Raw genomic sequence first — 20,294 nt, 5'->3', positions numbered from 1 at the left:
AATTTCTTTTTTATTGCGCATTGTCAGTAAGTGATTTTAAAAATTCTTCTGGATTAGTCAAAAATTTCGTTGCATTAGATTCCATTATATCTTTTATAAGCAGATCCTTGTGCGCTTCAAAAAAGTGATATTTCAAATTCATAAATTTAAGTTTATGTTCAGTAGCTAATTGCAAAATTAATTCAACAAATGTCTTGACATTTTCTTTATTTCTAATATCAAACCTAATATCAAATTCTTTGATGTTATCTCCTTCAAAAAACAAACTGCAATCATTGTCTTGAAATTTTTCTACATTGCCCTTCCAATAAATTGAATTTTTTGTTTCACTCTTATATTCAGAAATATAAGAATCTATTTTTTTAGCAATCAATTTTTTATTTAAATAATAATTTTTCCAAAAGAAATAAGTTTCTTTTCTGTAATCTGTTTCTATCTGATTTATAAACTCTTTATAATTTTCTTCAAAATTATCAGTCGGAATTAATATTACGGTGTACTGCCAAATAGCCATTTTATTTAAAATTTATATCAAATATAAAGAACAATTTTCTCTAAATTAGCAACAAATTTCTACTATGAAGACTCCTTTTTCAATTGTTCTTATTTTATTTTTTATTTTAGGAAAATCTCAAAATCCGGCTCAGACAGACAGTTTTGTGAAAGATAATTTCACTAAAAAAGAATTTTACATTACGATGCGTGACGGAGTAAAACTTTTTACTGCTGTTTATATTCCAAAAGATATTTCGAAAAAACAAAAATATCCTTTTCTGATGCAGAGAACCTGCTACAGCATTGCTCCTTATGGTGAAAACGAATACAAATCTAAGATTGGTCCGAATCAATATTTAATGAAAGACAAATACATTTTTGTATTCCAGGATGTGCGAGGAAGATACATGAGCGAGGGAACATTCACCAATATGACACCGCAGGTTGAACGCAAAACAAAAAAAGACGTCGACGAAAGCACTGATACTTATGACACCATTGATTGGTTAGTTAAAAACATAAAAGACAACAACGGAAAAGTAGGACAATACGGAACTTCATATCCCGGATTTTACACTGCTGTAGGGACTTTGGCGCAACATCCGGCTTTGGTAGCTTCTTCACCACAAGCTCCGATTTCTGACTTCTGGAACGATGATTTTCTTCACAACGGAAAATTTATGTTAGGTTATTTTAAAACATTTCCGGTTTTTGGAGTTCAGAAAACAAAACCTGAACAAAAAGCCTGGTATTCTGATTCTATGATTAAACCTACCTCAGAAGACGGTTTGAAATTCTACAGAGAAATGGGAACTTTGAAAGATGGATATGAAAAATACTACAAAAACAACTTCTTCATGACCGAGATTATGAATCATCCGAATTATGATGAATTCTGGCAGAAAAGAAGTCTTCTACCCCATCTTAAAAACATCAATCATGCAGTAATGACCGTTGGAGGTTGGTATGATGCGGAAGACCTTTTCGGACCCCTGAATATCTATAAAACTATTGAAAAAACAAGTCCGAAAGCTAAAAACACGATCGTAATGGGACCATTTTCTCATGGTGGTTGGGGACGTGAAGAAGGAAAACATTTCCATAATCAAATCTATTTCGGTGACAGCATTGCAACCTATTATCAGAAAAATTTGGAGACTAAATTTTTTAATCATTATTTAAAAGGAAATACAAAAGAAGACGCAGGTTTACCCGAAGCGGTGATGTACGACACCGGAGCCAAAGAATGGAAAGAATTTGCTCAATATCCGCCAAAAAATGCTCAGAAAATCAATTTTTATTTAGCCAACGGTACTTTAAAAAATACTTTAGGACAAGGTTCTTCAGAATACTACAGTGATCCGAACAATCCGGTTTTAAGTTCAGATAATCTCAAAGATTTTAACGGATTTACTCCAAGAAATTATATGTCGGAAGACCAAAGATTTGCTGTCGGAAGACCCGATGTATTAACTTTCACGACGGATGTTCTGACAGAAGACATGACGTTTGCAGGAGAAATTTTAGCTAAACTAAATATCGCATCCACCTCTACCGATGCAGATTTTGCCGTAAAATTAATTGATGTTTATCCCGAAGATTTTAAACCTGCAGAAAAGAAAGAAGGTGTCATTTACGGAAATTATCACCAAATGGTAAGAAGCGAAATTATGCCTGCAAGATTCAGAAATTCAAGAGAAAAACCTGAAGCTTTGGTTGCGAATCAGAAAACGGCAGTGAATTTCAGATTGCAGGATGTGGTACATACATTCAAAAAAGGACACAAAATTCAGATACAAATTTCTTCGACATGGTTTCCGCTTTTCTCAGTGAATCCGCAGAAATTCTTAGAAAACCCGAATATGGCGACTAAGGAAGATTATACAAAAGCTTTTATTAAAGTCTTTGAAGATTCTGCAATTGAAGTTGAGGTTTTGAAATAAATTTTAAAGCTGTTCGTTTTGAACAGCTTTTTTTATTCTCTTGCAGATTAAGCAAATTTTGTAGATGATTGTATTTAAAAAGATCTGCGTTATCTGCAAAATCAGCGAGAGAAAAATTCTACACCATATGTCATTCTGAATGAAGTGAAACGGAATGAAGAATCTGTTTCAAATTATGGAGATTCTTCATTCGTCAGAATGACAAAATTTACTTAAAACTTTCGGTCATTCTTCAATCGTTCTGAAAGTCAAATTTACTCTTGGAGTTTTCACTTTTGTGGTTGGCGGAAGCCTGTGAAGCCAGTTTTCCTGGGTTGTTCCTTTCATTACCAATAAACTTCCGTTTTCCAGTGAAATATCAATTCTTTCTTTAGAAACTTTATGTTTGAAAGAGAATTTTCTTTCTGCTCCGAAAGTCAGAGAAGCAATTGCCCCATGTTTTTTCAAATCTTTTTCTCCGTCACTATGGTACGCCATTCCTTCACTTCCTTCGTGATATAAATTCAGCAGGCATGAATTATATTTTTCACCAGAAACTTCTTCACATTTTTGTTTTAAGACTAACAATTCGGGAGTCCAGAGCTTGGCGTATTTTGTTCTGTTTGAATAGGTGTATTCGAACTTTTTTCCTCCAAACCATGCGACTTTTCTTTTGGTGATAATCAGTTTTCCAAAAATTACAGCTTCATCATTTTCCCAAGGAATTTGATTAAACAAATACTGATAATATTTTTCGCATTCTTCATCAGAAAAAATTTTACCGTAATAGTCTGTAACTCCATCTTTGGGAAGAATATTGATGGGGAAATCGTGCATTTCTTCAAATAGATTCATCTGTTCTAATTATTATTTAGATTAAATATTGAAACACAAACTGCACAAATATTTTCATGAATAAGCTCAAAAAAATCTGTGTGATCTGCTGGAGAAAATTATTTACATTACAATAGAATCATCAGAATAAATCATTGAACTTTCCCAGCCAATGATCAATTGTTTTCTGTCACTTCCCCACATATAACCTCCGATTTTCCCCGAAGATTGTATCACTCTATGACAAGGAATTAAAAATGCTACGGGATTACTTCCAATTGCCGTTCCAACTGCTCTTGAAGCTTTAGGATTTCCAATTTCACCAGCTAAATTTCCATAAGTTGATAATTTCCCAAGTGGAATTTTTAGTAAACTTTCCCAAACTTTCAACTGAAAATCAGTTCCTTTTAAATGAAGTTTTATAGTATTAAGTTTCGACCAGTCTTTATTAAAAATAGACAAAGCATTTTGTTGAAATTCATCTTCCTTTTCAATAAAAGATGCATTGGGAAATTTATTTTGTAAATCTCTCAATGCATTTTCTTTATCTTCTTCTTCGAAAGCCATATAACAGATTCCTTTTTCTGTGGAAGCTGTGATGATTTTTCCAAATGGACTTTCAGAAAAACTATAATTGATCTTTAAATTTTTACCGCCGTTTTTATATTCTGCAGGCGACATTCCTTCAATCTTCACAAACAAATCATGCAATCTGCTCGTACTTGAAAGTCCGGTCTCTAAAGCTGCATCAAACAACGTGGCTTTTTCTTCTTTCAGTAAACTTTTTGCGTGTTCAAGACTGATGAACTGCAAAAATTTCTTCGGACTTGTACCTGCCCAATCTGTAAATATTTTCTGAAAATGTGCCGGACTCAAATTGACCTTTTCAGCAACTTCATCCAAATTCGGCTGCAGTTTAAAATTGCTTTGAATAAACTCAATCGCTTTGGCAATTCTCTGATAATCTATTTCTTCTTGTGTGGACATTTTCATTTTGTTTTATATCACAAATTTCAAAAGAAAAACTGAAAGAAAAAATCCGTTTCCTGCGGAATTTTAATCTCTGTTGATATGATAATACGCCAACATTTTATAATAAAGTTTTGCTGCTAAGAAAGCACTTGGTTTTGAATATGCCGAATCCATTAATTCAACAATATCAAACGCAACAACATTACATTTTTCGAAAACTTTTCTTAATAATTCCAAAGTTGGATACCATTGCAAACCGCCTGGCTCAGGAGTTCCTGTAGAAGGAGCAATTGATGGATCAAAAGCATCTAAATCGATTGTGATGTACACATTTCCTGAAACCTTTTCCAAAACATCGTTCACCCAGTTTTCATTGTTTGCAATTTCATGAGCGAAAAACACTCTTCCTTCAGGTAAATATTCAACTTCCTCAACATCCATAGAACGAATTCCCACTTGTACTAAATTATGTTTCTGATTTGCTTCAAAAACCGCACAAGCGTGATTAGAAGTAGAACCATGGAATTCCGGACGAAGATCTGTGTGAGCATCTAATTGTAAAACCGTAAGATTTTCAAATTTTTCTCCAACCGCACGAATAGAACCGATAGAAACCGAATGCTCTCCACCAAAAAGCGTGAACAATTTATCTGTTGCCAAAAGCTCTTTTGTTTTTTGATAAACCGCTTCCGTCATTGCTTCAGGTGTTGAATTTTCTGAAACTTCTCCAGCTAAATAAACACCTTCCAGATAAGGCTCAGTTCCTGTTTCGATATCATAAAGCTCCATGTTTTCAGAAGCATCCAAGAACAACTCCGGACCTTTATCAGCGCCTTTTCCCCAAGTTGACGTTCCGTCGTAAGGAACCGTTACCAATACTACTTTTGAATTTTCTAATGAAGCATTTTCTTCAGGAATTCCTGCGTATGTTTTCATAATGTTTTTAAAGTTAAATGATTTTTGCAAAGATAGTAAAAGATGGAAGCTGGGAGATTGAAGAAGAAAGTTTTTACAGTGAAAAAATAAATTTAGTTAGATTTTAAAATTCTCCCCAATTAAACAAAAAAACACATCCTTAATAATACAAACAAATTCTTTATTTCATCACTACGAGACGTCACATCCATTATCCAACTTCTAGCATCCAGCCAAATTCCCTACCTTTGTAAAAATTCAAAAATATGTCCTTAAAAGCTGTGCTGTTCGATATGGATGGCGTTATTGTAGATACAGAACCTTTGCACAGAAAAGCGTATTTCAAAACATTTAATCAATTGGGAATTGAAGTTTCGGAAGAACTTTACACTTCCTTCACCGGTGCTTCCACGAAAAGAGTTTGCGAAACGTTAATTCAAAAATTCAATCTTCCTCAAACTTTTGAAGAGATTGCTGCAATCAAAAGGGCTCATTTTAAAGATTACTTTTATCATGATGAAGAGTTTGATTTGATTCCCGGAGTAAAAGCATTAATTCAACATTATTACGAAAACGGAATTACCCTGATTCTCGCATCTTCCGCAACGATGACCACCATTAATATGGTTTTTGAGAAATTTGAACTTGAAAAATATTTTAGTGGAAAAATCAGCGGTGCTGATTTAAAAGAATCAAAACCTCATCCTGAGATTTTCATTAAGGCTGCTGAAATGGCAAACGAACCTATTGAAAACTGTATGGTCATTGAAGATTCTACCAACGGAATATTGGCGGCAAATCGTGCCAATATTTTCTGTGCAGCGTATAGAAGTCTGCATACCCATAATCAGGACTACAGTTTGGCGAATATTGTGGTTTCGGATTATTCTGAACTAGAAGTTGATAAGATTTCAACATATTTTAAATAAAAAAATGGCTCTCAAGTTTTTGAGAGCCATTTTCTTTGTAAGTTTGGGCTAAAGCCAATTGATTTTTTATTTTATGAAAACGGGCTTCCTTCGACAAGCTCAGGATGACATACCCGTTTCTATTGATAAGATTGCTTCGTCGCTTCGCTTCTCGCAATGACTTAATAACCCAATATTTTCAAAATATCTTCAGGTTCCTGCCTTTCTCTAAAGATTTCATATTGGAATTCTCCATTTTCATCTTTTTGAATCAAAATATGTCTCGGCTGAGGCATCAGACAGTGATGAACACCGCCATAACCTCCAATTGTTTCCTGATATGCTCCGGTATGGAAGAAACCTATATATAATGGTTTTGTATCACTGAAAACAGGTAAATAAATGGCATTAGTATGTTGTTCAGAGTTATAATAATCATCTGAATCACAAGTCAGTCCGCCTAAGAAAACTCTTTCGTAAGAATCTTCCCAACGGTTCAGAGGAAGCATGATAAAGTGTCTTGAGATCGCCCAGGTATCTGGAAGTGTGGTCATGAAAGATGAATCGATCATGTTCCATTTTTCTCTGTCATTCTGGCGTTTTTGCGAAATGATTTTGTACAAATTCGCACCACTTTCACCTACTGTAAAGCTTCCGAATTCTGTATAAATGTTTGGCTCTTCCACTCCTTCTTCTTCACAGAATTTTTTGATCTGAGAAACGATTTCTTCCACCATATATTGGTAATCATAATCAAAATTTAAAGAAGTTTTGATTGGAAAACCACCACCTATATTTAATGAATTAACTTCCGGAGCAATTTTCTTCAAACGTGCGTACACACGAAGACATTTATACAATTCATTCCAGTAATACGCAGTATCTTTGATCCCAGTATTAATGAAAAAGTGAAGCATTTTCAGCCTTGCATTCGGGTGTTCTGCAATTTTCTGGCTGTAATACGGAATAATATCTTTATATCCGATTCCTAATCTTGAGGTATAAAATTCGAATTTCGGTTCTTCCTCAGATGCGATTCTGATTCCTATGTCGAAAGTGGTATCGATGCTTTCAGTAAGCTTATCCAGCTCACGGTAATTATCCAAAATCGGAGTGATGTTTTCAAAACCACTGTTGATCATATCTGAAATTTTCGCCAGATAATCATCGGTTTTGAAACCGTTGCAGATCACTTCAATATCTTTCGTTACTTTTCCTTCGTTGTAAAGCGATTTTACAATATCCATGTCGTAAGCTGAAGACGTCTCGATAGAAATATCGTTCTTCAAAGCTTCTTCAATCACAAATTTGAAATGGCTGGATTTTGTACAGTAGCAGTATCTGTAGTTTTTTTTGTAATCGATTTTCTCAAAAGCTTCCTTAAACCAGCCTTTTGCTTTCTGAATATTTTGAGAAATCTTCGGGAGGTAACTTACCTTAAGAGGCGTTCCAAACTTCTCAACAACTTCCATCAATGGAATATCGTGAAAAGACAAATTGTTCTCAGAAACATTGAATTCTTCCGTTGGAAAATACAATGTCTGATCAATAAGTTCCGAGTATTTTATTTTCATTTTTTGACAAGTGAATTAAGAATGCAAAATTGCTAAAAAAGTTTGATTTTTTAGTTTTAAATTTTCTTAAAGTTTTCACAGATTTTATATTACTGAAATCGTTATTTTCTATGTAGAAATCAGAGATAATTTCGACCAACAAATATCAGCAAATCTCCTTTTTGATATTCAATCGAAACATCATCTTCCACGGCAAAATTTCTCGTCCCGATTCTTGTGGTAATACTCAGATTTTCATTGGTTAATGCCCAATTCAAACCTTTCGTTGTCACACCTTCAACATTCGGAAAAGGATACAGTGAAACGAGTTTATTTTTTACATCTTTCAGGACAAAAGTTTTAGGAATAAAAAAATATTCAGAAAACTCGTCATAAAATTTTATGTTTAAATTTTCTTTAAAGGTGTAAGCAACGGTGAGATTTCCTAAAAAATGATCTTGTTCTCCTCCACTTCCGCCAAAAACATCGATGTTTTTAAAGCCTTTTTCTGCAATAATCTCTAAAGCTTTATGAAAATCTGTTTTTTCCTGATCCGGAGTGTAGATAAATTTATCTTCATATACATTTTCATCAGCCCCCGAATGTGAATCAAAATCACCGGAGATAAAATCTAATTTTTCTAAAGGAAAACCCAACTGTTTCAGATAATGAAATGCACCGTCAGTACAGGCAATCAGATCATATTTTTCAGGATCAGGAAATGATTTCGGGGCATCGCCGTTGATGAATAATAAAACTTTTGTCATTGAGCTGTTGTTTTATTGATTAATTCTTCAACATTCTGTTCTGTTGTAATAATCCATTTTCCTACATTTTTACCGGGTCTTTTTTCCTCTACTTTCTTCACGAAACTCTTTGCATCGATAATATCTTCGGCATTGGGCTGCAGTTCAATATATTTTTTATACGTTTCCAGCATACGTTCGACTTCCTGAAACGTAAGACCTTCTCTGTACAATAGTTTTCTATAAGATCTTCCGATGTAATAATTTACCACAAAATATTGGGGAGAATTTATATCAATCAGAGGATAGGCTTTCTCAAAATAAGAAATAGCTTTTCTAAAATCCGGTACTTTTTTATTAAAATTATTAATTCCACCATACCAAAGTGCAGCAGTAAATTCAGGTTGCAAAGTTAAAATTTCGCCAATCACCTTTTCAGCCTCTTCATTTTTATCCTGATTGATCAACGTCAAAGCCAATTGTGATTTTAAAATCGGGTTGTCGGGACTTTCTTTCAAACCTTTTCTAAAAGTATTTTCTGCATCAGAGAATTTATTTTTAGAGATCAATTCATCTCCTTCATCGAGATAAACCGTAATATCCTGAGAAAAAAGAGAGTGAGAAAATAAAAGTATGAATAGTAGAAATATTTTTTTCATTTTATCTCTCGTTCGGATTCCAGTATTCTTCCGGTTCGTTGTTGATTTTTGAAATACATCTTGCCAAAACAAAAAGATAATCTGAAAGTCTGTTTAAATACTTAATCAATTCAGGACGCACTTCTTCAGATTCATTTAAGAAAACCAACGAACGTTCGGCTCTTCTGCAAATCGTTCTTGCGGCATGTAAAAAAGTTGCAGATTTTCCGCCTCCAGGAAGGATGAAATATTGAAGCGGCTCTAGTTTTTCTTCAAAAGCATCCATCCAATTTTCCAGTTCTTCAATTTCGGTGTCGGAAATAATTAAAGGAAGACGGGATTTTCCATTCGCTAACATCAGTTTATCCACCGGAGTTGCTGCTTCAGAACCGACTGTAAATAAGTCAAACTGAATTTTTTTCAGTTGTTTTAAAACTTCATCGTCCGTAATATGACTTTTTGAAATTCCGATAAAAGAATTGAGTTCATCAATATTTCCGTAGCTCTCTACTCTGGCGCTTGCTTTCGAAACTCTCGTACCGCCGTATAAAGCAGTTTGTCCTTTATCTCCTGTCTTGGTATATATTTTCATAGGTAAATTATTATTGTTTCTGAATACCCAATTAATCAAGGCTTTTTCATGTTACTAAATTAGTTTTTTTTACAAAGAGGAAAAAATGAAAACCCAAATGTTCTGAAAAAAACTGATTTCCTAGCCCGGATAGAAGCGGCATCCTTTTTTTTCAAAAAAAAAGATACAGCGGATAGCCGGAATAGCTTCTGAAAAAACTACTCATTAAACACATTATTCATTACCTATAATAAAAGACCAACCCCGAAAGATTGGCCTCATTCAAAATTATTTATCTACCTCTACATATTTACTATTGAAACATTTGTGTATCGGATATCCATCTAACGTGAGAAATATTTAATTATTTGAAAAAAAATAAAATAATTTTTAAACATCAAAAACCCTACTGACAAACTGTTGTCATTAACCTGAATTATCTTTGTCATAAGATTAACAACTTAAAACAAAAATTATGACAACTACAGCAACAGCAACGACACAGGTTATCTCTTCAGCACAATTATTAGAGCATTGGCAAGGACACAGAAACCTGACAAGAAGAGTGATTGAAATGTTCCCTGAAAAAGAATTATTTGAGTTTTCTATTGGCGGAATGAGACCGTTTGCGAAATTAGCCGTTGAATTAATCAGCATTGCAGGTCCTGCTTTAAAAGGAATCGTCGAAAGCCAAACTGAAGAATTTTCTGAAGAAGCTTTTCAACCGAAAACAAAAGAAGAAATCTTGGCGAAATGGGATTCTGAAACGGAAGTGATTAATCATTATTTTAATCAGATTTCAGAGGAAAGATTTCAGGAAACGTTCAACTTATTTGGTCAGTACGAATTTCCGGTGTATCAGAATATTCTTTATTTTGTGGATAATGAAGTACATCATCGTGGACAGGGTTTTGTTTATCTGAGAGCTTTGGGAATTGAGCCGCCTTTCTTTTGGGAAAGATTTTAATTATTTCCCACTGATCAAACAGATTTGCACGGATGATTGAGAATAGTTTTTCTCATTTCTCTCGCAGATTTTGCAGATGTAGCAGATTAAATTTTAAAATCTGTGAGAATCTGTAGAATCTGTGGGAGATTTTTTTTGCCACGAATGCACTGATTGGCACGAATGATTTTGGTTTCCCACAGATCACATGGATTTCCACAGATGAATGAGAATAATTTCTTTGTGAATCAATTTTCTCCCGCAGATTTTGCAGATGAAGCAGATTAAATTCAAAAAATCTGTGATGATCTGTGGGAGATTTTTTACGATAACTTTTCTGAAATTTTTTGAACTAAATCTTTCATTTTAGTCTTTAATAATTCCGGTTCCAGGATTTTGGCATAGTCTGCAAAAGTAATCAGCCAGCGTGGAAACCCTTCATCAATCCATTCTGTTTCAAAGGTCATTTCGATCCCTTTATCGGTTTCTATTTCTTCAATCAATCCGTAATAGCTTTTGGAATTGATTAAATATCCCATGATTTTCTTATCGACCAATAATTTTACTTTTGTAGTCGTTTTTGAGGCAACTCTTCGATGATCATTGATTTTCCCGTATTCCTGTGAAAAAGAAGTTTCTGTTTTTGAAATTTTCAAAATTCTGTCGACTCTGAACTGTCTGAAATCTTTTCTTAAAGTACAAAAAGCCATAATGTACCAATAGGTAAATTCATAAAAGATCCCAACCGCTTCAATGGTACGATTTGAAACCTTTGCACCAAAACTTTGATATTCAATAGAAAGCTGTTTTTTATCGGCGATACTTTCCAGAATAATCGGGATAACGTTTTTTATAGAATCGTCAGATTTCGGACTGTAATCAAAAATATCAATCTGATTTTCAATATTCTGAATTAAATTTTTATCTGAATTTCTCAGCACTGAACGCAGTTTTTCCATTGCCGTTTTATAGTGGTTTCCCAAACTTTCATGTGAAAATTTCTGCATCAGTTTTTCGGCAGTGATAAAACTTAAAACTTCTTCTTTGGTAAACATCACGGGCGGAAGTTTGTAACCATCCATCAAAGAATAACCGCTTCCTGCCTCACCAATAATCGGAATTCCTGCGTTTTCCAGTGTTTTAATGTCACGGTAAATTGTTCTTACACTCACTTCAAATTTTTCGGCTAAATCCTGAGCTCTTACAATCGGTTTTGATTGTAATTGGGTGAGAATGGCAGTGACGCGGTCGAGTTTTTTGAGGTAATGGTCGTTCATGTAGAAAATCTGTTCAAATGATACAAATTTACTTTAATCTTCATCAACTTTGAAATTTTGAAATGCTTAAAATTTTTAACCATTAAGATGTATAAGTTGTTAAGTGTTGTTAAGGAAATATCTGAAGATATTCATTAAGCGAACCGCTTAATTCAGATTTATCTGAACCTTAAAAAATCTTACCAACTAAAATTCCTTAATGGTTTAAGTCATTGCTACATTGTTAAATAGTTACATCGCTACATTAATTCTTGAAAGAATTAACCAGTTTATCTAGATTCAAACTTCTCGCGGAAGCATCAAAAATTTCTCTGTAAGTTCCATTCATCTGCACCAATTCGTCATGCGTTCCGCTTTCCACGACATAACCTTTTTTCATCACATAAATTTTATCTGAATCTAAAATCTGTGAAAGCGAGTGTGAAATAATCACCACTGTTCTTCCCTCTTTGATGGCATCTAATGAGTTCTTAATTTGTTCAGTTGCAATCGCATCCAAACTTGCCGTTGGTTCGTCTAGGAAAATAATCGGTGGATTTTTTAAGAATAATCTTGCAATCGCAATTCTCTGTTGCTGTCCGCCAGAAAGCTGAGTTGCATCGTGTTGATATTTTTCGGGCAAATCTAAAATCTGCTCGTGGAGATATGCTTTTTTGGCGGCTTCTTCAATTTCTTCAAAACTGGCATTCATATTTCCGTAGCGAATATTATCTTCGATACTTCCTTGGAAGATGTGGTTTTTTTGCAAAACCAGACCAATATCGTCTCTTAGATAAGCGTTGTCGTACCGATTGAGATTAATTCCATCTAATAAAATCTCGCCATCATCCGGAAGGTAAAATTTGCATAAAAGGTTAATGATTGTAGATTTTCCGGCACCACTTAAGCCAACCAGCGCCGTGGTTTTCCCATTTTCGATGGTCATTGAGACCTTATGTAAAGCTTGCGTTCCGTTTGGATAGGTAAAATTGACGTTTTTCAGTTCAAAATTTTCAGAAGTTTTGGTTTCCTTTAAAGTTCCGTTGGGTTCAGCTTCTTCGTCTGCATTTAAAATTTCAAAATAACCTTCGGCATAAATCATCGCATCATTCATGTCATCATAAATCCTGTGAAGCTGTCTGATAGGCGAAGAGACGTTGTTGAACAACATAATGTGAAGCATGATAGCACCAATTGTCATTTGCTGATTCAGCACTAAATAAACCGTCAGTAAAATAATAAGAACCACCCCGATCTGCTCGATGAATGTTTTTAAACCTTCATAGATAAAGCTGGTTTTACGGGTATACATCTGACTTTCCATCAGTTGCATTTGCAAATCAAATTGCTTTTTACCTTCAAATTTTTCCCTAACAAAACTTTTAATTACCAATATTGAATTGATCAAATTTAATAAACCCGAAGTTTTCTGCTCGCGTTGATTTCGAAGCTGCCTTCTTACACCACCCAATTTTTTCGCCTGCATCGAGGTTACGTAAAAATAGATCGGGACGATAATTGTAGAAACCAAACCTACATAAACGTTCTGCATGTACATGATAACCAAAGCAATAATGGCATTCGAAAACATAGGAAGAATATCGATGAAAAAGTTCTGAACAAGCTTTGTTAAGCTCTCTATTCCCCGATCAATTCTGGTTTGTAATTTTCCTGAAGCATGGTTTTCATCACTGAAATAGGCAACTTTGTAGGTCAAAATTTTATCAATTGCTGATTGCGCTAAAACCGAACTTACATTAATTCTGATTTTTTCACCATAAAATTTCTGCCCGAAACTGATAAAAATATTGGCAATTTCTTTTCCTAAAAGTATTGCAGAAATCACCAAAAGCACATGAATTCCCTGCGACATCGGACTGGGAAGTTTGGTTAATTTCTCAACTTCGTCAACAGTATATTTTAAAACTACCGCATTGACCTGAGCCGTTATTGCTCCTAAAAAAGTAAGAAACAAGGTTCCATAAATCATCAAACGATACGGTTTGATAAAAGGTTTTAGTTGTCTGTAAATCCCGAAAATACTGAGTGCTCTTGTGAATGGTTTTGCCATGAATTGGTTTTAAAAGAAAAACGTACCGTTTCAGAGAGAAAAGGTACGTTTTATTATATTTTACAGCAAATAAATTGCTTTAATTTAATTTTATCCTTCGTAAATATAAGTCGTCAGATAATGAAGTTCAGATTTACTCGCAGCTTTAGATTCCGTTTCAGCCTGATCCAAAGAATATTGTGAATTGATTTCCTTTTTTTGGAAAACAAAAGAATTGTTCGCATTTTTATCCACAACGTCAGCAAAAATATGCTCAATTTCAGAATTTGCTAAAGATGCAAAACTGATATCTTCAAATCCATACATTAATCTTAAATCATCATATTGAGCGAAATGTTCATTCACAAAGCCCTGTAGCTGAGATTTAGATTCAAAATTCCCTGCCCAGATATTGTAAGCGTATGTTTTCTTACTTGGCTTGTCGAAAATACTTTGGTAAACAAAATTTTCTCCCAAATATGCTTCTCTTACCTGCGGATCATTTGCCAATTCTTCCGGAAGACCTTCTTTTAAGATTTTCCCTTCGAACATAATATATGTTTTATTGGTAATCGCCAGCGTCTGCTGTACGTTATGGTCGGTAATTAGAATTCCGATGTTTTTGTCGGTAAGACTTCTTACAATTTTCTGAATATCTTCCACGGCAATCGGGTCAACTCCGGCAAAAGGCTCATCCAATAAAATAAAGCTAGGACTTGTTGCCAGACATCTTGCGATTTCCGTTCTACGCCTTTCACCTCCGGAAAGTAAATCTCCACGGTTTTTTCTGACATGCTGCAATGAAAACTCTTCAATCAGCTCATCACATTTGATCTGCTGTTCACGTTTTGAAAGTTTCGTCAACTGCAAAACTCCCATGATATTATCTTCCACAGACAGTTTTCTGAAAACGGAAGCTTCCTGTGCCAAATAACCGATTCCCTTTTGGGCTCTTCGGTACATCGCATCGGTGGTAATTTCCTGTTTATCAAGAAAAATTCTTCCCGAAGTCGGCTTTACCAAACCTACGATCATATAAAATGAAGTGGTTTTTCCGGCTCCATTTGGACCCAGCAAACCTACAATTTCTCCCTGCTGAACCTGTACAGAAACGCCTTTTACAACTTTTTTGGGACCGTATTCTTTGATTAAGTTTTCTCCTCGTAAAATCATAAAGGCAAAGATAAAGTTTTTTTGAATTTAAATTTCAGATTAAAAATGGTTGTTTCAGTTTTATGATATTTTAATAAATCAAATTGAACTTCCGCAATTTTTCATAACATTTAATTTAATGCAAAGCCAAACAAAGAATTTTAAATCTTGACCGTTGTTAAGTTAAACAACGGCGGAAACTTAACAATGAAATACAATGTATTCTTGATGACGACAAATTGCAAACAATCGTATAAATCAATATTAATTTTCCATTAATTCTGAAATCTTCTGTAACGATGGCTGTATTACTGCTACTTATCTAAAACAACAAAACAAAATTTATTATGGAAAATTACGGTTACACAAAAGACGGCAATGCTCAACAACAAAATAATATGCCTTATAAATCAGAGAAGAAAATTCCGGCTGCACTTTTAGGTCTTCTTGTCGGTTGGTTAGCTTTAAACAAATTCTATTTGGGATATACAAAAGAAGGAGTTATTCAGTTGGTTCTAAATGTTGTTACTTTCGGAGCAGCTTCAATCATTCCATTTATCGAGGGAATTATTTATTTGTTTATGAGCGACGAGCAATTTGACAATACGTATGTTCACAACAAAAAAGGCTGGTTGTAATTTTAATACAAATTTTCCTTTTACGAATCTGATTAATTGATATTTTTCTTAAATTTAAATCACTATCTACAATTTAAATTTTATGAAAAATAATCAACAATTAACCGATTTACTCGCATTAGATTTAGGAATTAATCTCATCAACCGCAGACCTTACGCAAAAGAAGTTTTCAAATGGCAGGACATTGACCTTCTTCCCCATTCTTCCGCAGACACGTTGCTTTGTGAAATTTACGAATGGAACGGGAGAAACTGGAGAACAACCAACAATAATCTTATCGGATTTTTATTCTCTGATGAGCAGTTAAAAACCGTAAAAGATCAACTTTTAAGTATTCCCAAACATCCAGCTTTGATTCCTGATTTTGAATTTACCAAAGAAAGTATGGTTGAATATGGTCTCGCGTTGCCATCTCTTTTTAATATCGGAATCAATGGAAACATCAACAGTGCGAAAAGTTTTTCTGTACGTGTGAACGGAGTGACAAAATCTAGAATTACCAACATCGATTCTCCAGGAATTGAAATTCTGAGAAAATATTCTGAATTCACAGATTCTGAATCGAAAACGTATCGGAAAAATATTAAATTTAATTATTTAAGTACTTCATTATTCTATGCTGAAAGTGTAGAAATTTTTCTGGAAAAAGAATCTGGAGTTGGCTTAGATGTCAGTTTTCAGACACAGGATGTAGAAGTGGAAGCCAAAGTTGATACGGATACGAAAAAGCATTTTGTTTTAAAATATTCCGGAAATCAGGCTCCTTTTGCAGCAAAATTTACCAAAGGGAAAGATTTTGATTTTAAATAATTTTTTGAAAGTTATTAGTTATGAATTATGAGTCAAGAACGTTTTCTTGCAACTTATAATTCATAACTAATAACTTAAAACTAATTACCTGTTTAAAAGAATCGCAGCTTCTTTCGCAGCATACGTGAAAATCATATCTGCTCCTGCTCTTTTGAAACACGTTAAACTCTCAATGATTGCTTTATCGTTGTCTAGCCAACCATTTTGAGCCGCTGCTTTCAACATGGCATATTCTCCGCTTACGTTGTAAACTGCAATTGGTAAATCGATGGCTTCACGCACTTTTGAAACGATGTCCAAATACGGCAAACCTGGTTTAATCATGATGATATCTGCACCTTCTTCCACATCCTTAAAAACTTCATTTAAAGCTTCACGAGAATTGTGAAAATCCATCTGATAGGTCTTTTTATCTTTCGGAATTTCCATATTATCTTTTGGTGCACTGTCTAAAGCACTTCTGAAAGGTCCGTAGAACGAACTAGCATATTTTGCAGCGTAACTCAAAATTCCCACATCGTGGAAACCACTTTCTTCCAACGCTTCACGAATCGCCAACACTCTGCCATCCATCATGTCACTCGGTGCCACAATATCTGCTCCGGCTTCTGCATGGGAAACAGACATTCTTGCTAAAGCATCATTGGTTGCGTCATTTAAGACTTTACCGTTTTCTATAATTCCGTCGTGACCATAGATTGAATATGGATCTAAAGCAACATCAGGCATAATCACCATTTCAGGAACAGCATCTTTTATGGCCTTGATGGTATTTTGCATCAACCCATCTTTGTTCCAGGCTTCTTTTCCCGTGTTGTCTTTCAAATGTTCCGAAACTTTCATGTAGAGATTGACTGCTTTTACACCTAAAGAAAATAATTCTTTACATTCTTTAACCGTCAAATCAATACTTCGTCTGAAAATTCCCGGCATTGAAGAAATTGCTTCTTCTTTATTTTCACCTTCCATTACGAAGATCGGCATTACAAAATCGTCTGTAGAAAGGCTGCATTCTCTTACCAAACCTCTCATAGATTCATTTACTCTCAATCTTCTGTTTCTTGAATATATCATTTTGGAATACTTTTTGAATAATTTATTGCAAATTTAATATAAGTTCTATAAAAAACTATTGCAGATGATTATAGAATTTATTACTTTTGTTAGTAATAATTATGCAAATTATACGTTAGATGAAAAAACTTTTACTTTTAATTATATTTATGGGCGCTTTTGTTGGTTTTTCCGACAATATTAAAGCACAAATCAAAGAGCCTTCCTCCACTTCTCAAAAGTCTGATGATGGGGTTCTTACTGCATACCCAAACCCCGCGAAAGACTTTTTGGTAGTAAAAGCCAAAGATTCTTCTTTAAAAATTAAATCAGTGATATTTTATTCGATATTGGGAACGCAGGTTGCCAACTATAATGTCAATACAAACAAAGCTGAAATTAATATTGAAAAATTAAAGCCCGGAAAGTATCTGATTCGCTACATTCTCAGCGACAATACGCAAAAGGTTACTCAAATAGTAAAACAATAATATTAAATCCTGATCAACATCAGGATTTTTTCTTTTAGCAAAATTCTTTTAATTCCGTAACTTTCGGATTATTTTTATACTCATTATAAAAAACAACTGAATGCTAAAAGCTGAACATATTACTAAAACCTACAATGCAGGAAAAAAAATAGCATTGGATGATTTTAGCATACATGTGCCGAAAGGAAGTATCTACGGTCTTCTAGGACCCAACGGAGCAGGAAAAACCTCTTTTATCCGTATCATCAATCAAATCACACAAGCAGATTCCGGAGATGTTTTCATCAATGGAGAAAAGCTCAATCCTAATCACATCAAAGACATCGGGTATATGCCTGAAGAGCGAGGTTTATATAAAAACATGAGCGTCGGAGATCAGATTCTTTACTTCGGAGAACTGAAGGGAATGAAAAAAAATGACGCGTTGAATGAAGCCAAAAAATGGTTTGAAAAACTGCATATCGATCAATGGTGGAAGAAGAAACTTTCTGAACTATCCAAAGGAATGGCGCAGAAAATTCAGTTTGTAGTAACTGTTCTTCACAGACCACATTTGTTGATTCTTGACGAGCCGTTTTCAGGTTTTGATCCTGTCAATGCAAATTTAATTAAAGATCAAATCATTGAACTTAAAAATAATGGAACCACCATTATTCTTTCTACCCACAGAATGGAAAGTGTGGAAGAAATGTGTGACTATGTTGCACTAATTGATAATTCTAAGAAAATAATCGACGGAAGAGTTTTTGATGTGCGAGAAAAATTCAAGAAGAATATTTTTGGAATTACGCTTTCTGATGTGAATAATGAACAACTTCAGAACTTCCAAAATAAGTATGAAATTTTCAACTTGTCTGAGCAAAATAATCTAATTTCTTTTGATCTTAAAAACACGGTGAATCAAAATGATATTTTACTGGATCTTGTACAGGCAGGAAAAGTAAGATCATTTGACGAAAAAATTCCGAGCATGAATGAAGTGTTTATTAATGCCGTAGGTAATCATTCTTAAATCTATGAACAATATATATTTAATTACAAAAAGAGAATTTCTTACGCAGGTTAAGAAAAAATCTTTCATTTTACTGACTTTATTAGCTCCATTAATGATCATAGGATTCGGAGCGGTTATCGGACTAATGTTTAAAGCCAACGAATCTCACAATGTGATTGAAGTGGTAGACAACAGCGGGCTTTTTAAAGGTCAGCTAAAATCTAATGATAAGCTGGAATATATTTTTGTTCCAATAGCAGATGAAAAATCTAAACTTAAAAACCTTAAAGGCAACGAGTCTTTAGATGGTATTTTGATTTTACCTCAAATAGCAAGTCAGAATTTTGATGATTTGGAAAAAAACACAAGATTAGTTGTTAATACTAAAATCGGTCTTGATACCAAACAGCGCATCATCTCTGATATTAGCAATGTAATTAAGAAAGAGAAAATCAAACAATTAGGCATTGCAGAATCGCAGCTTGATAATCTTGATAAAAATTTTGAACTGAAAACAATCAACGTATCAGAAGATAATAAAGAAGATTCTGACCTTGCTTTTGGCGTAAAAACGGCACTAAGCTTAGGATTAATGTATGTTACTTTCATGTTCATCATCATTTACGGAGTACGTGTCATGAGAAGCGTTCTTGAGGAAAAAAACAACCGTGTTGTGGAAATTATCATTTCATCGGTAAAACCTTTTGAACTGATGATGGGGAAAATTCTCGGGGTTACAATGGTTGCTTTAACACAATTTCTCGTCTGGATATCTATGTCTGTAATTGGCGCATTAGTTTTGAACACCGGATTTTCTTCTATGCAGAAAAACATGCCGGGAGGTGATGAAGGTATTTTAAGCAAATTGGATATTTTACAAATATTCACACAGATTTCTCATAGTTTATTGGAACTTAATTTCCCTTTGATCATCTTTGTATTTATCGTATTTTTCCTTTTAGGATATATCTTTTACAGCTCAATTTACGCAGCAATCGGTTCTGCAGTGGATAACGAAACCGAAACACAGCAATTCACTTTATTTGCCATTTTGCCTTTGACTTTGGGGATGTACGGAAGTTTTTCTTTAATGAATAATCCGGATGGGCCTTTAGGCTTCTGGTTATCAATAATTCCTTTTACGTCTCCTGTTGCGATGATTGCGAGAATTCCTTACGGCGTTCCGGCTTGGGAAATTGCTTTATCTATTTTCTTATTATTGGCAACGACTATTTTTATGATTTTCTTAGCCGGAAAGATTTACAGAGTTGGAATTTTGATGTATGGAAATAAAGCTACGCTGAAAGAGCTTTGGAAGTGGATTAGGAGTTAAATCCGTTTGCCATCAA

19 protein-coding genes and 1 pseudogene are annotated in these 20,294 nt (G+C 34.2%); 8 read left to right on the top strand and 12 right to left on the bottom strand.

All coding sequences use genetic code 11. The features are described 5' to 3' along the window. Positions 1-10: 10 nt before the first annotated feature. Positions 11-514 carry a hypothetical protein gene (locus MQX03_RS06670; RefSeq protein ID WP_242802215.1) on the bottom strand — a complete coding sequence of 168 codons (504 nt, stop codon included), beginning with the start codon at positions 512-514 and terminating at the stop codon, positions 11-13. Between the two features lie 64 nt (positions 515-578). Between MQX03_RS06670 and MQX03_RS06665 the strand changes: the two genes are divergently transcribed. After that, positions 579-2,438, top strand: a complete 1,860-nt coding sequence (locus MQX03_RS06665) for a CocE/NonD family hydrolase (protein WP_242802214.1) — start codon at positions 579-581, stop codon at positions 2,436-2,438. A 225-nt stretch (positions 2,439-2,663) separates the two neighbouring features. Here MQX03_RS06665 and MQX03_RS06660 read toward each other — a convergent pair whose 3' ends face one another. The 3 genes from MQX03_RS06660 to speB all read right to left on the bottom strand — a co-directional run bounded on the left by MQX03_RS06660 (position 2,664) and on the right by speB (position 5,159). After that, the gene (locus MQX03_RS06660; protein ID WP_242802213.1) at positions 2,664-3,272 is read right to left on the bottom strand and encodes an alpha-ketoglutarate-dependent dioxygenase AlkB family protein; all 609 of its coding nucleotides are present in this window, start codon (positions 3,270-3,272) and stop codon (positions 2,664-2,666) included. Positions 3,273-3,374: 102 nt separating this feature from the next. Then, positions 3,375-4,238: a bifunctional helix-turn-helix domain-containing protein/methylated-DNA--[protein]-cysteine S-methyltransferase gene (locus tag MQX03_RS06655; protein ID WP_242802212.1), complete on the bottom strand. Its 864-nt coding sequence runs from the start codon at positions 4,236-4,238 to the stop codon at positions 3,375-3,377. A 69-nt stretch (positions 4,239-4,307) separates the two neighbouring features. Next, the gene (gene speB / locus MQX03_RS06650; RefSeq protein ID WP_242802211.1) at positions 4,308-5,159 is read right to left on the bottom strand and encodes an agmatinase; all 852 of its coding nucleotides are present in this window, start codon (positions 5,157-5,159) and stop codon (positions 4,308-4,310) included. A gap of 245 nt (positions 5,160-5,404) precedes the next feature. Between speB and MQX03_RS06645 the strand changes: the two genes are divergently transcribed. After that, positions 5,405-6,067: an HAD family hydrolase gene (locus tag MQX03_RS06645; protein ID WP_242802210.1), complete on the top strand. Its 663-nt coding sequence runs from the start codon at positions 5,405-5,407 to the stop codon at positions 6,065-6,067. 161 nt (positions 6,068-6,228) lie between these two features. On the opposite strand, the gene MQX03_RS06640 is transcribed toward MQX03_RS06645, so the two are convergent. The 4 genes from MQX03_RS06640 to MQX03_RS06625 form a co-directional block, all read right to left on the bottom strand. Then, on the bottom strand, positions 6,229-7,620 hold the full coding sequence (locus MQX03_RS06640) for a type III PLP-dependent enzyme domain-containing protein (RefSeq protein ID WP_047442472.1): 1,392 nt from the start codon (positions 7,618-7,620) through the stop codon (positions 6,229-6,231). A gap of 119 nt (positions 7,621-7,739) precedes the next feature. Continuing rightward, positions 7,740-8,366: a thiamine diphosphokinase gene (locus tag MQX03_RS06635; RefSeq protein ID WP_242802209.1), complete on the bottom strand. Its 627-nt coding sequence runs from the start codon at positions 8,364-8,366 to the stop codon at positions 7,740-7,742. After that, on the bottom strand, positions 8,363-9,004 hold the full coding sequence (locus MQX03_RS06630) for a tetratricopeptide repeat protein (protein ID WP_242802208.1): 642 nt from the start codon (positions 9,002-9,004) through the stop codon (positions 8,363-8,365). Before MQX03_RS06630 ends, MQX03_RS06635 begins: the two co-directional genes overlap by 4 nt. A gap of 1 nt (position 9,005) precedes the next feature. Continuing rightward, positions 9,006-9,575 carry a cob(I)yrinic acid a,c-diamide adenosyltransferase gene (locus tag MQX03_RS06625; RefSeq protein ID WP_242802207.1) on the bottom strand — a complete coding sequence of 190 codons (570 nt, stop codon included), beginning with the start codon at positions 9,573-9,575 and terminating at the stop codon, positions 9,006-9,008. 454 nt (positions 9,576-10,029) lie between these two features. Here MQX03_RS06625 and MQX03_RS06620 point away from each other — a divergent pair, with 454 nt between their 5' ends. Further along, positions 10,030-10,521: a DinB family protein gene (locus MQX03_RS06620; RefSeq protein ID WP_242802206.1), complete on the top strand. Its 492-nt coding sequence runs from the start codon at positions 10,030-10,032 to the stop codon at positions 10,519-10,521. A gap of 302 nt (positions 10,522-10,823) precedes the next feature. Here the strand turns inward: MQX03_RS06620 and MQX03_RS06615 are convergent, their stop codons facing one another. The 3 genes and pseudogenes from MQX03_RS06615 to lptB all read right to left on the bottom strand — a co-directional run. Then, positions 10,824-11,777 (bottom strand): helix-turn-helix transcriptional regulator, encoded by a 954-nt coding sequence (locus MQX03_RS06615; RefSeq protein ID WP_242802205.1) that lies wholly within the window; start codon positions 11,775-11,777, stop codon positions 10,824-10,826. 244 nt (positions 11,778-12,021) lie between these two features. Next, positions 12,022-13,746, bottom strand: coding sequence for an ABC transporter ATP-binding protein (locus MQX03_RS06610; RefSeq protein ID WP_242802585.1), 1,725 nt, complete (start codon positions 13,744-13,746; stop codon positions 12,022-12,024). Between the two features lie 507 nt (positions 13,747-14,253). After that, a pseudogene (gene lptB, locus MQX03_RS06605) lies at positions 14,254-14,979 on the bottom strand (LPS export ABC transporter ATP-binding protein); the annotation flags it as partial. Between the two features lie 326 nt (positions 14,980-15,305). Here lptB and MQX03_RS06600 point away from each other — a divergent pair. Beyond that, positions 15,306-15,596 (top strand): TM2 domain-containing protein, encoded by a 291-nt coding sequence (locus MQX03_RS06600; RefSeq protein WP_242802203.1) that lies wholly within the window; start codon positions 15,306-15,308, stop codon positions 15,594-15,596. Between the two features lie 82 nt (positions 15,597-15,678). Further along, complete coding sequence (locus MQX03_RS06595; RefSeq protein ID WP_242802202.1) at positions 15,679-16,407, top strand: hypothetical protein; 729 nt, start codon at positions 15,679-15,681, stop codon at positions 16,405-16,407. An 84-nt stretch (positions 16,408-16,491) separates the two neighbouring features. On the opposite strand, the gene hemB is transcribed toward MQX03_RS06595, so the two are convergent. Continuing rightward, a complete protein-coding gene (gene hemB, locus MQX03_RS06590; protein WP_129534648.1) occupies positions 16,492-17,481 on the bottom strand; it encodes a porphobilinogen synthase in 990 nt (329 codons plus the stop codon). A gap of 119 nt (positions 17,482-17,600) precedes the next feature. Here hemB and MQX03_RS06585 point away from each other — a divergent pair, with 119 nt between their 5' ends. From MQX03_RS06585 to MQX03_RS06575, 3 genes are all read left to right on the top strand, one after another. Next, positions 17,601-17,951, top strand: a complete 351-nt coding sequence (locus MQX03_RS06585) for a T9SS type A sorting domain-containing protein (protein ID WP_242802201.1) — start codon at positions 17,601-17,603, stop codon at positions 17,949-17,951. 100 nt (positions 17,952-18,051) lie between these two features. Continuing rightward, complete coding sequence (locus MQX03_RS06580; protein ID WP_242802200.1) at positions 18,052-18,963, top strand: ABC transporter ATP-binding protein; 912 nt, start codon at positions 18,052-18,054, stop codon at positions 18,961-18,963. Between the two features lie 4 nt (positions 18,964-18,967). Next, complete coding sequence (locus MQX03_RS06575) at positions 18,968-20,278, top strand: ABC transporter permease (protein ID WP_242802199.1); 1,311 nt, start codon at positions 18,968-18,970, stop codon at positions 20,276-20,278. The last annotated feature ends 16 nt before the right edge of the window (positions 20,279-20,294 follow it).

The organism is Chryseobacterium aahli, from assembly GCF_022699665.1.
Classification (GTDB): domain Bacteria; phylum Bacteroidota; class Bacteroidia; order Flavobacteriales; family Weeksellaceae; genus Chryseobacterium; species Chryseobacterium aahli.
This window is presented reverse-complemented; position numbering and strand designations above follow the sequence as displayed.

Coding starts and splice junctions, on each gene's coding strand:
- MQX03_RS06670 (WP_242802215.1), bottom strand. CDS start 514: ATGGCTATTTGGCAGTACACCGTAATATTAATTCCGACTGATAATTTT.
- MQX03_RS06665 (WP_242802214.1), top strand. CDS start 579: ATGAAGACTCCTTTTTCAATTGTTCTTATTTTATTTTTTATTTTAGGA.
- MQX03_RS06660 (WP_242802213.1), bottom strand. CDS start 3,272: ATGAATCTATTTGAAGAAATGCACGATTTCCCCATCAATATTCTTCCC.
- MQX03_RS06655 (WP_242802212.1), bottom strand. CDS start 4,238: ATGTCCACACAAGAAGAAATAGATTATCAGAGAATTGCCAAAGCGATT.
- speB (WP_242802211.1), bottom strand. CDS start 5,159: ATGAAAACATACGCAGGAATTCCTGAAGAAAATGCTTCATTAGAAAAT.
- MQX03_RS06645 (WP_242802210.1), top strand. CDS start 5,405: ATGTCCTTAAAAGCTGTGCTGTTCGATATGGATGGCGTTATTGTAGAT.
- MQX03_RS06640 (WP_047442472.1), bottom strand. CDS start 7,620: ATGAAAATAAAATACTCGGAACTTATTGATCAGACATTGTATTTTCCA.
- MQX03_RS06635 (WP_242802209.1), bottom strand. CDS start 8,366: ATGACAAAAGTTTTATTATTCATCAACGGCGATGCCCCGAAATCATTT.
- MQX03_RS06630 (WP_242802208.1), bottom strand. CDS start 9,004: ATGAAAAAAATATTTCTACTATTCATACTTTTATTTTCTCACTCTCTT.
- MQX03_RS06625 (WP_242802207.1), bottom strand. CDS start 9,575: ATGAAAATATATACCAAGACAGGAGATAAAGGACAAACTGCTTTATAC.
- MQX03_RS06620 (WP_242802206.1), top strand. CDS start 10,030: ATGACAACTACAGCAACAGCAACGACACAGGTTATCTCTTCAGCACAA.
- MQX03_RS06615 (WP_242802205.1), bottom strand. CDS start 11,777: ATGAACGACCATTACCTCAAAAAACTCGACCGCGTCACTGCCATTCTC.
- MQX03_RS06610 (WP_242802585.1), bottom strand. CDS start 13,746: ATGATTTATGGAACCTTGTTTCTTACTTTTTTAGGAGCAATAACGGCT.
- MQX03_RS06600 (WP_242802203.1), top strand. CDS start 15,306: ATGGAAAATTACGGTTACACAAAAGACGGCAATGCTCAACAACAAAAT.
- MQX03_RS06595 (WP_242802202.1), top strand. CDS start 15,679: ATGAAAAATAATCAACAATTAACCGATTTACTCGCATTAGATTTAGGA.
- hemB (WP_129534648.1), bottom strand. CDS start 17,481: ATGATATATTCAAGAAACAGAAGATTGAGAGTAAATGAATCTATGAGA.
- MQX03_RS06585 (WP_242802201.1), top strand. CDS start 17,601: ATGAAAAAACTTTTACTTTTAATTATATTTATGGGCGCTTTTGTTGGT.
- MQX03_RS06580 (WP_242802200.1), top strand. CDS start 18,052: ATGCTAAAAGCTGAACATATTACTAAAACCTACAATGCAGGAAAAAAA.
- MQX03_RS06575 (WP_242802199.1), top strand. CDS start 18,968: ATGAACAATATATATTTAATTACAAAAAGAGAATTTCTTACGCAGGTT.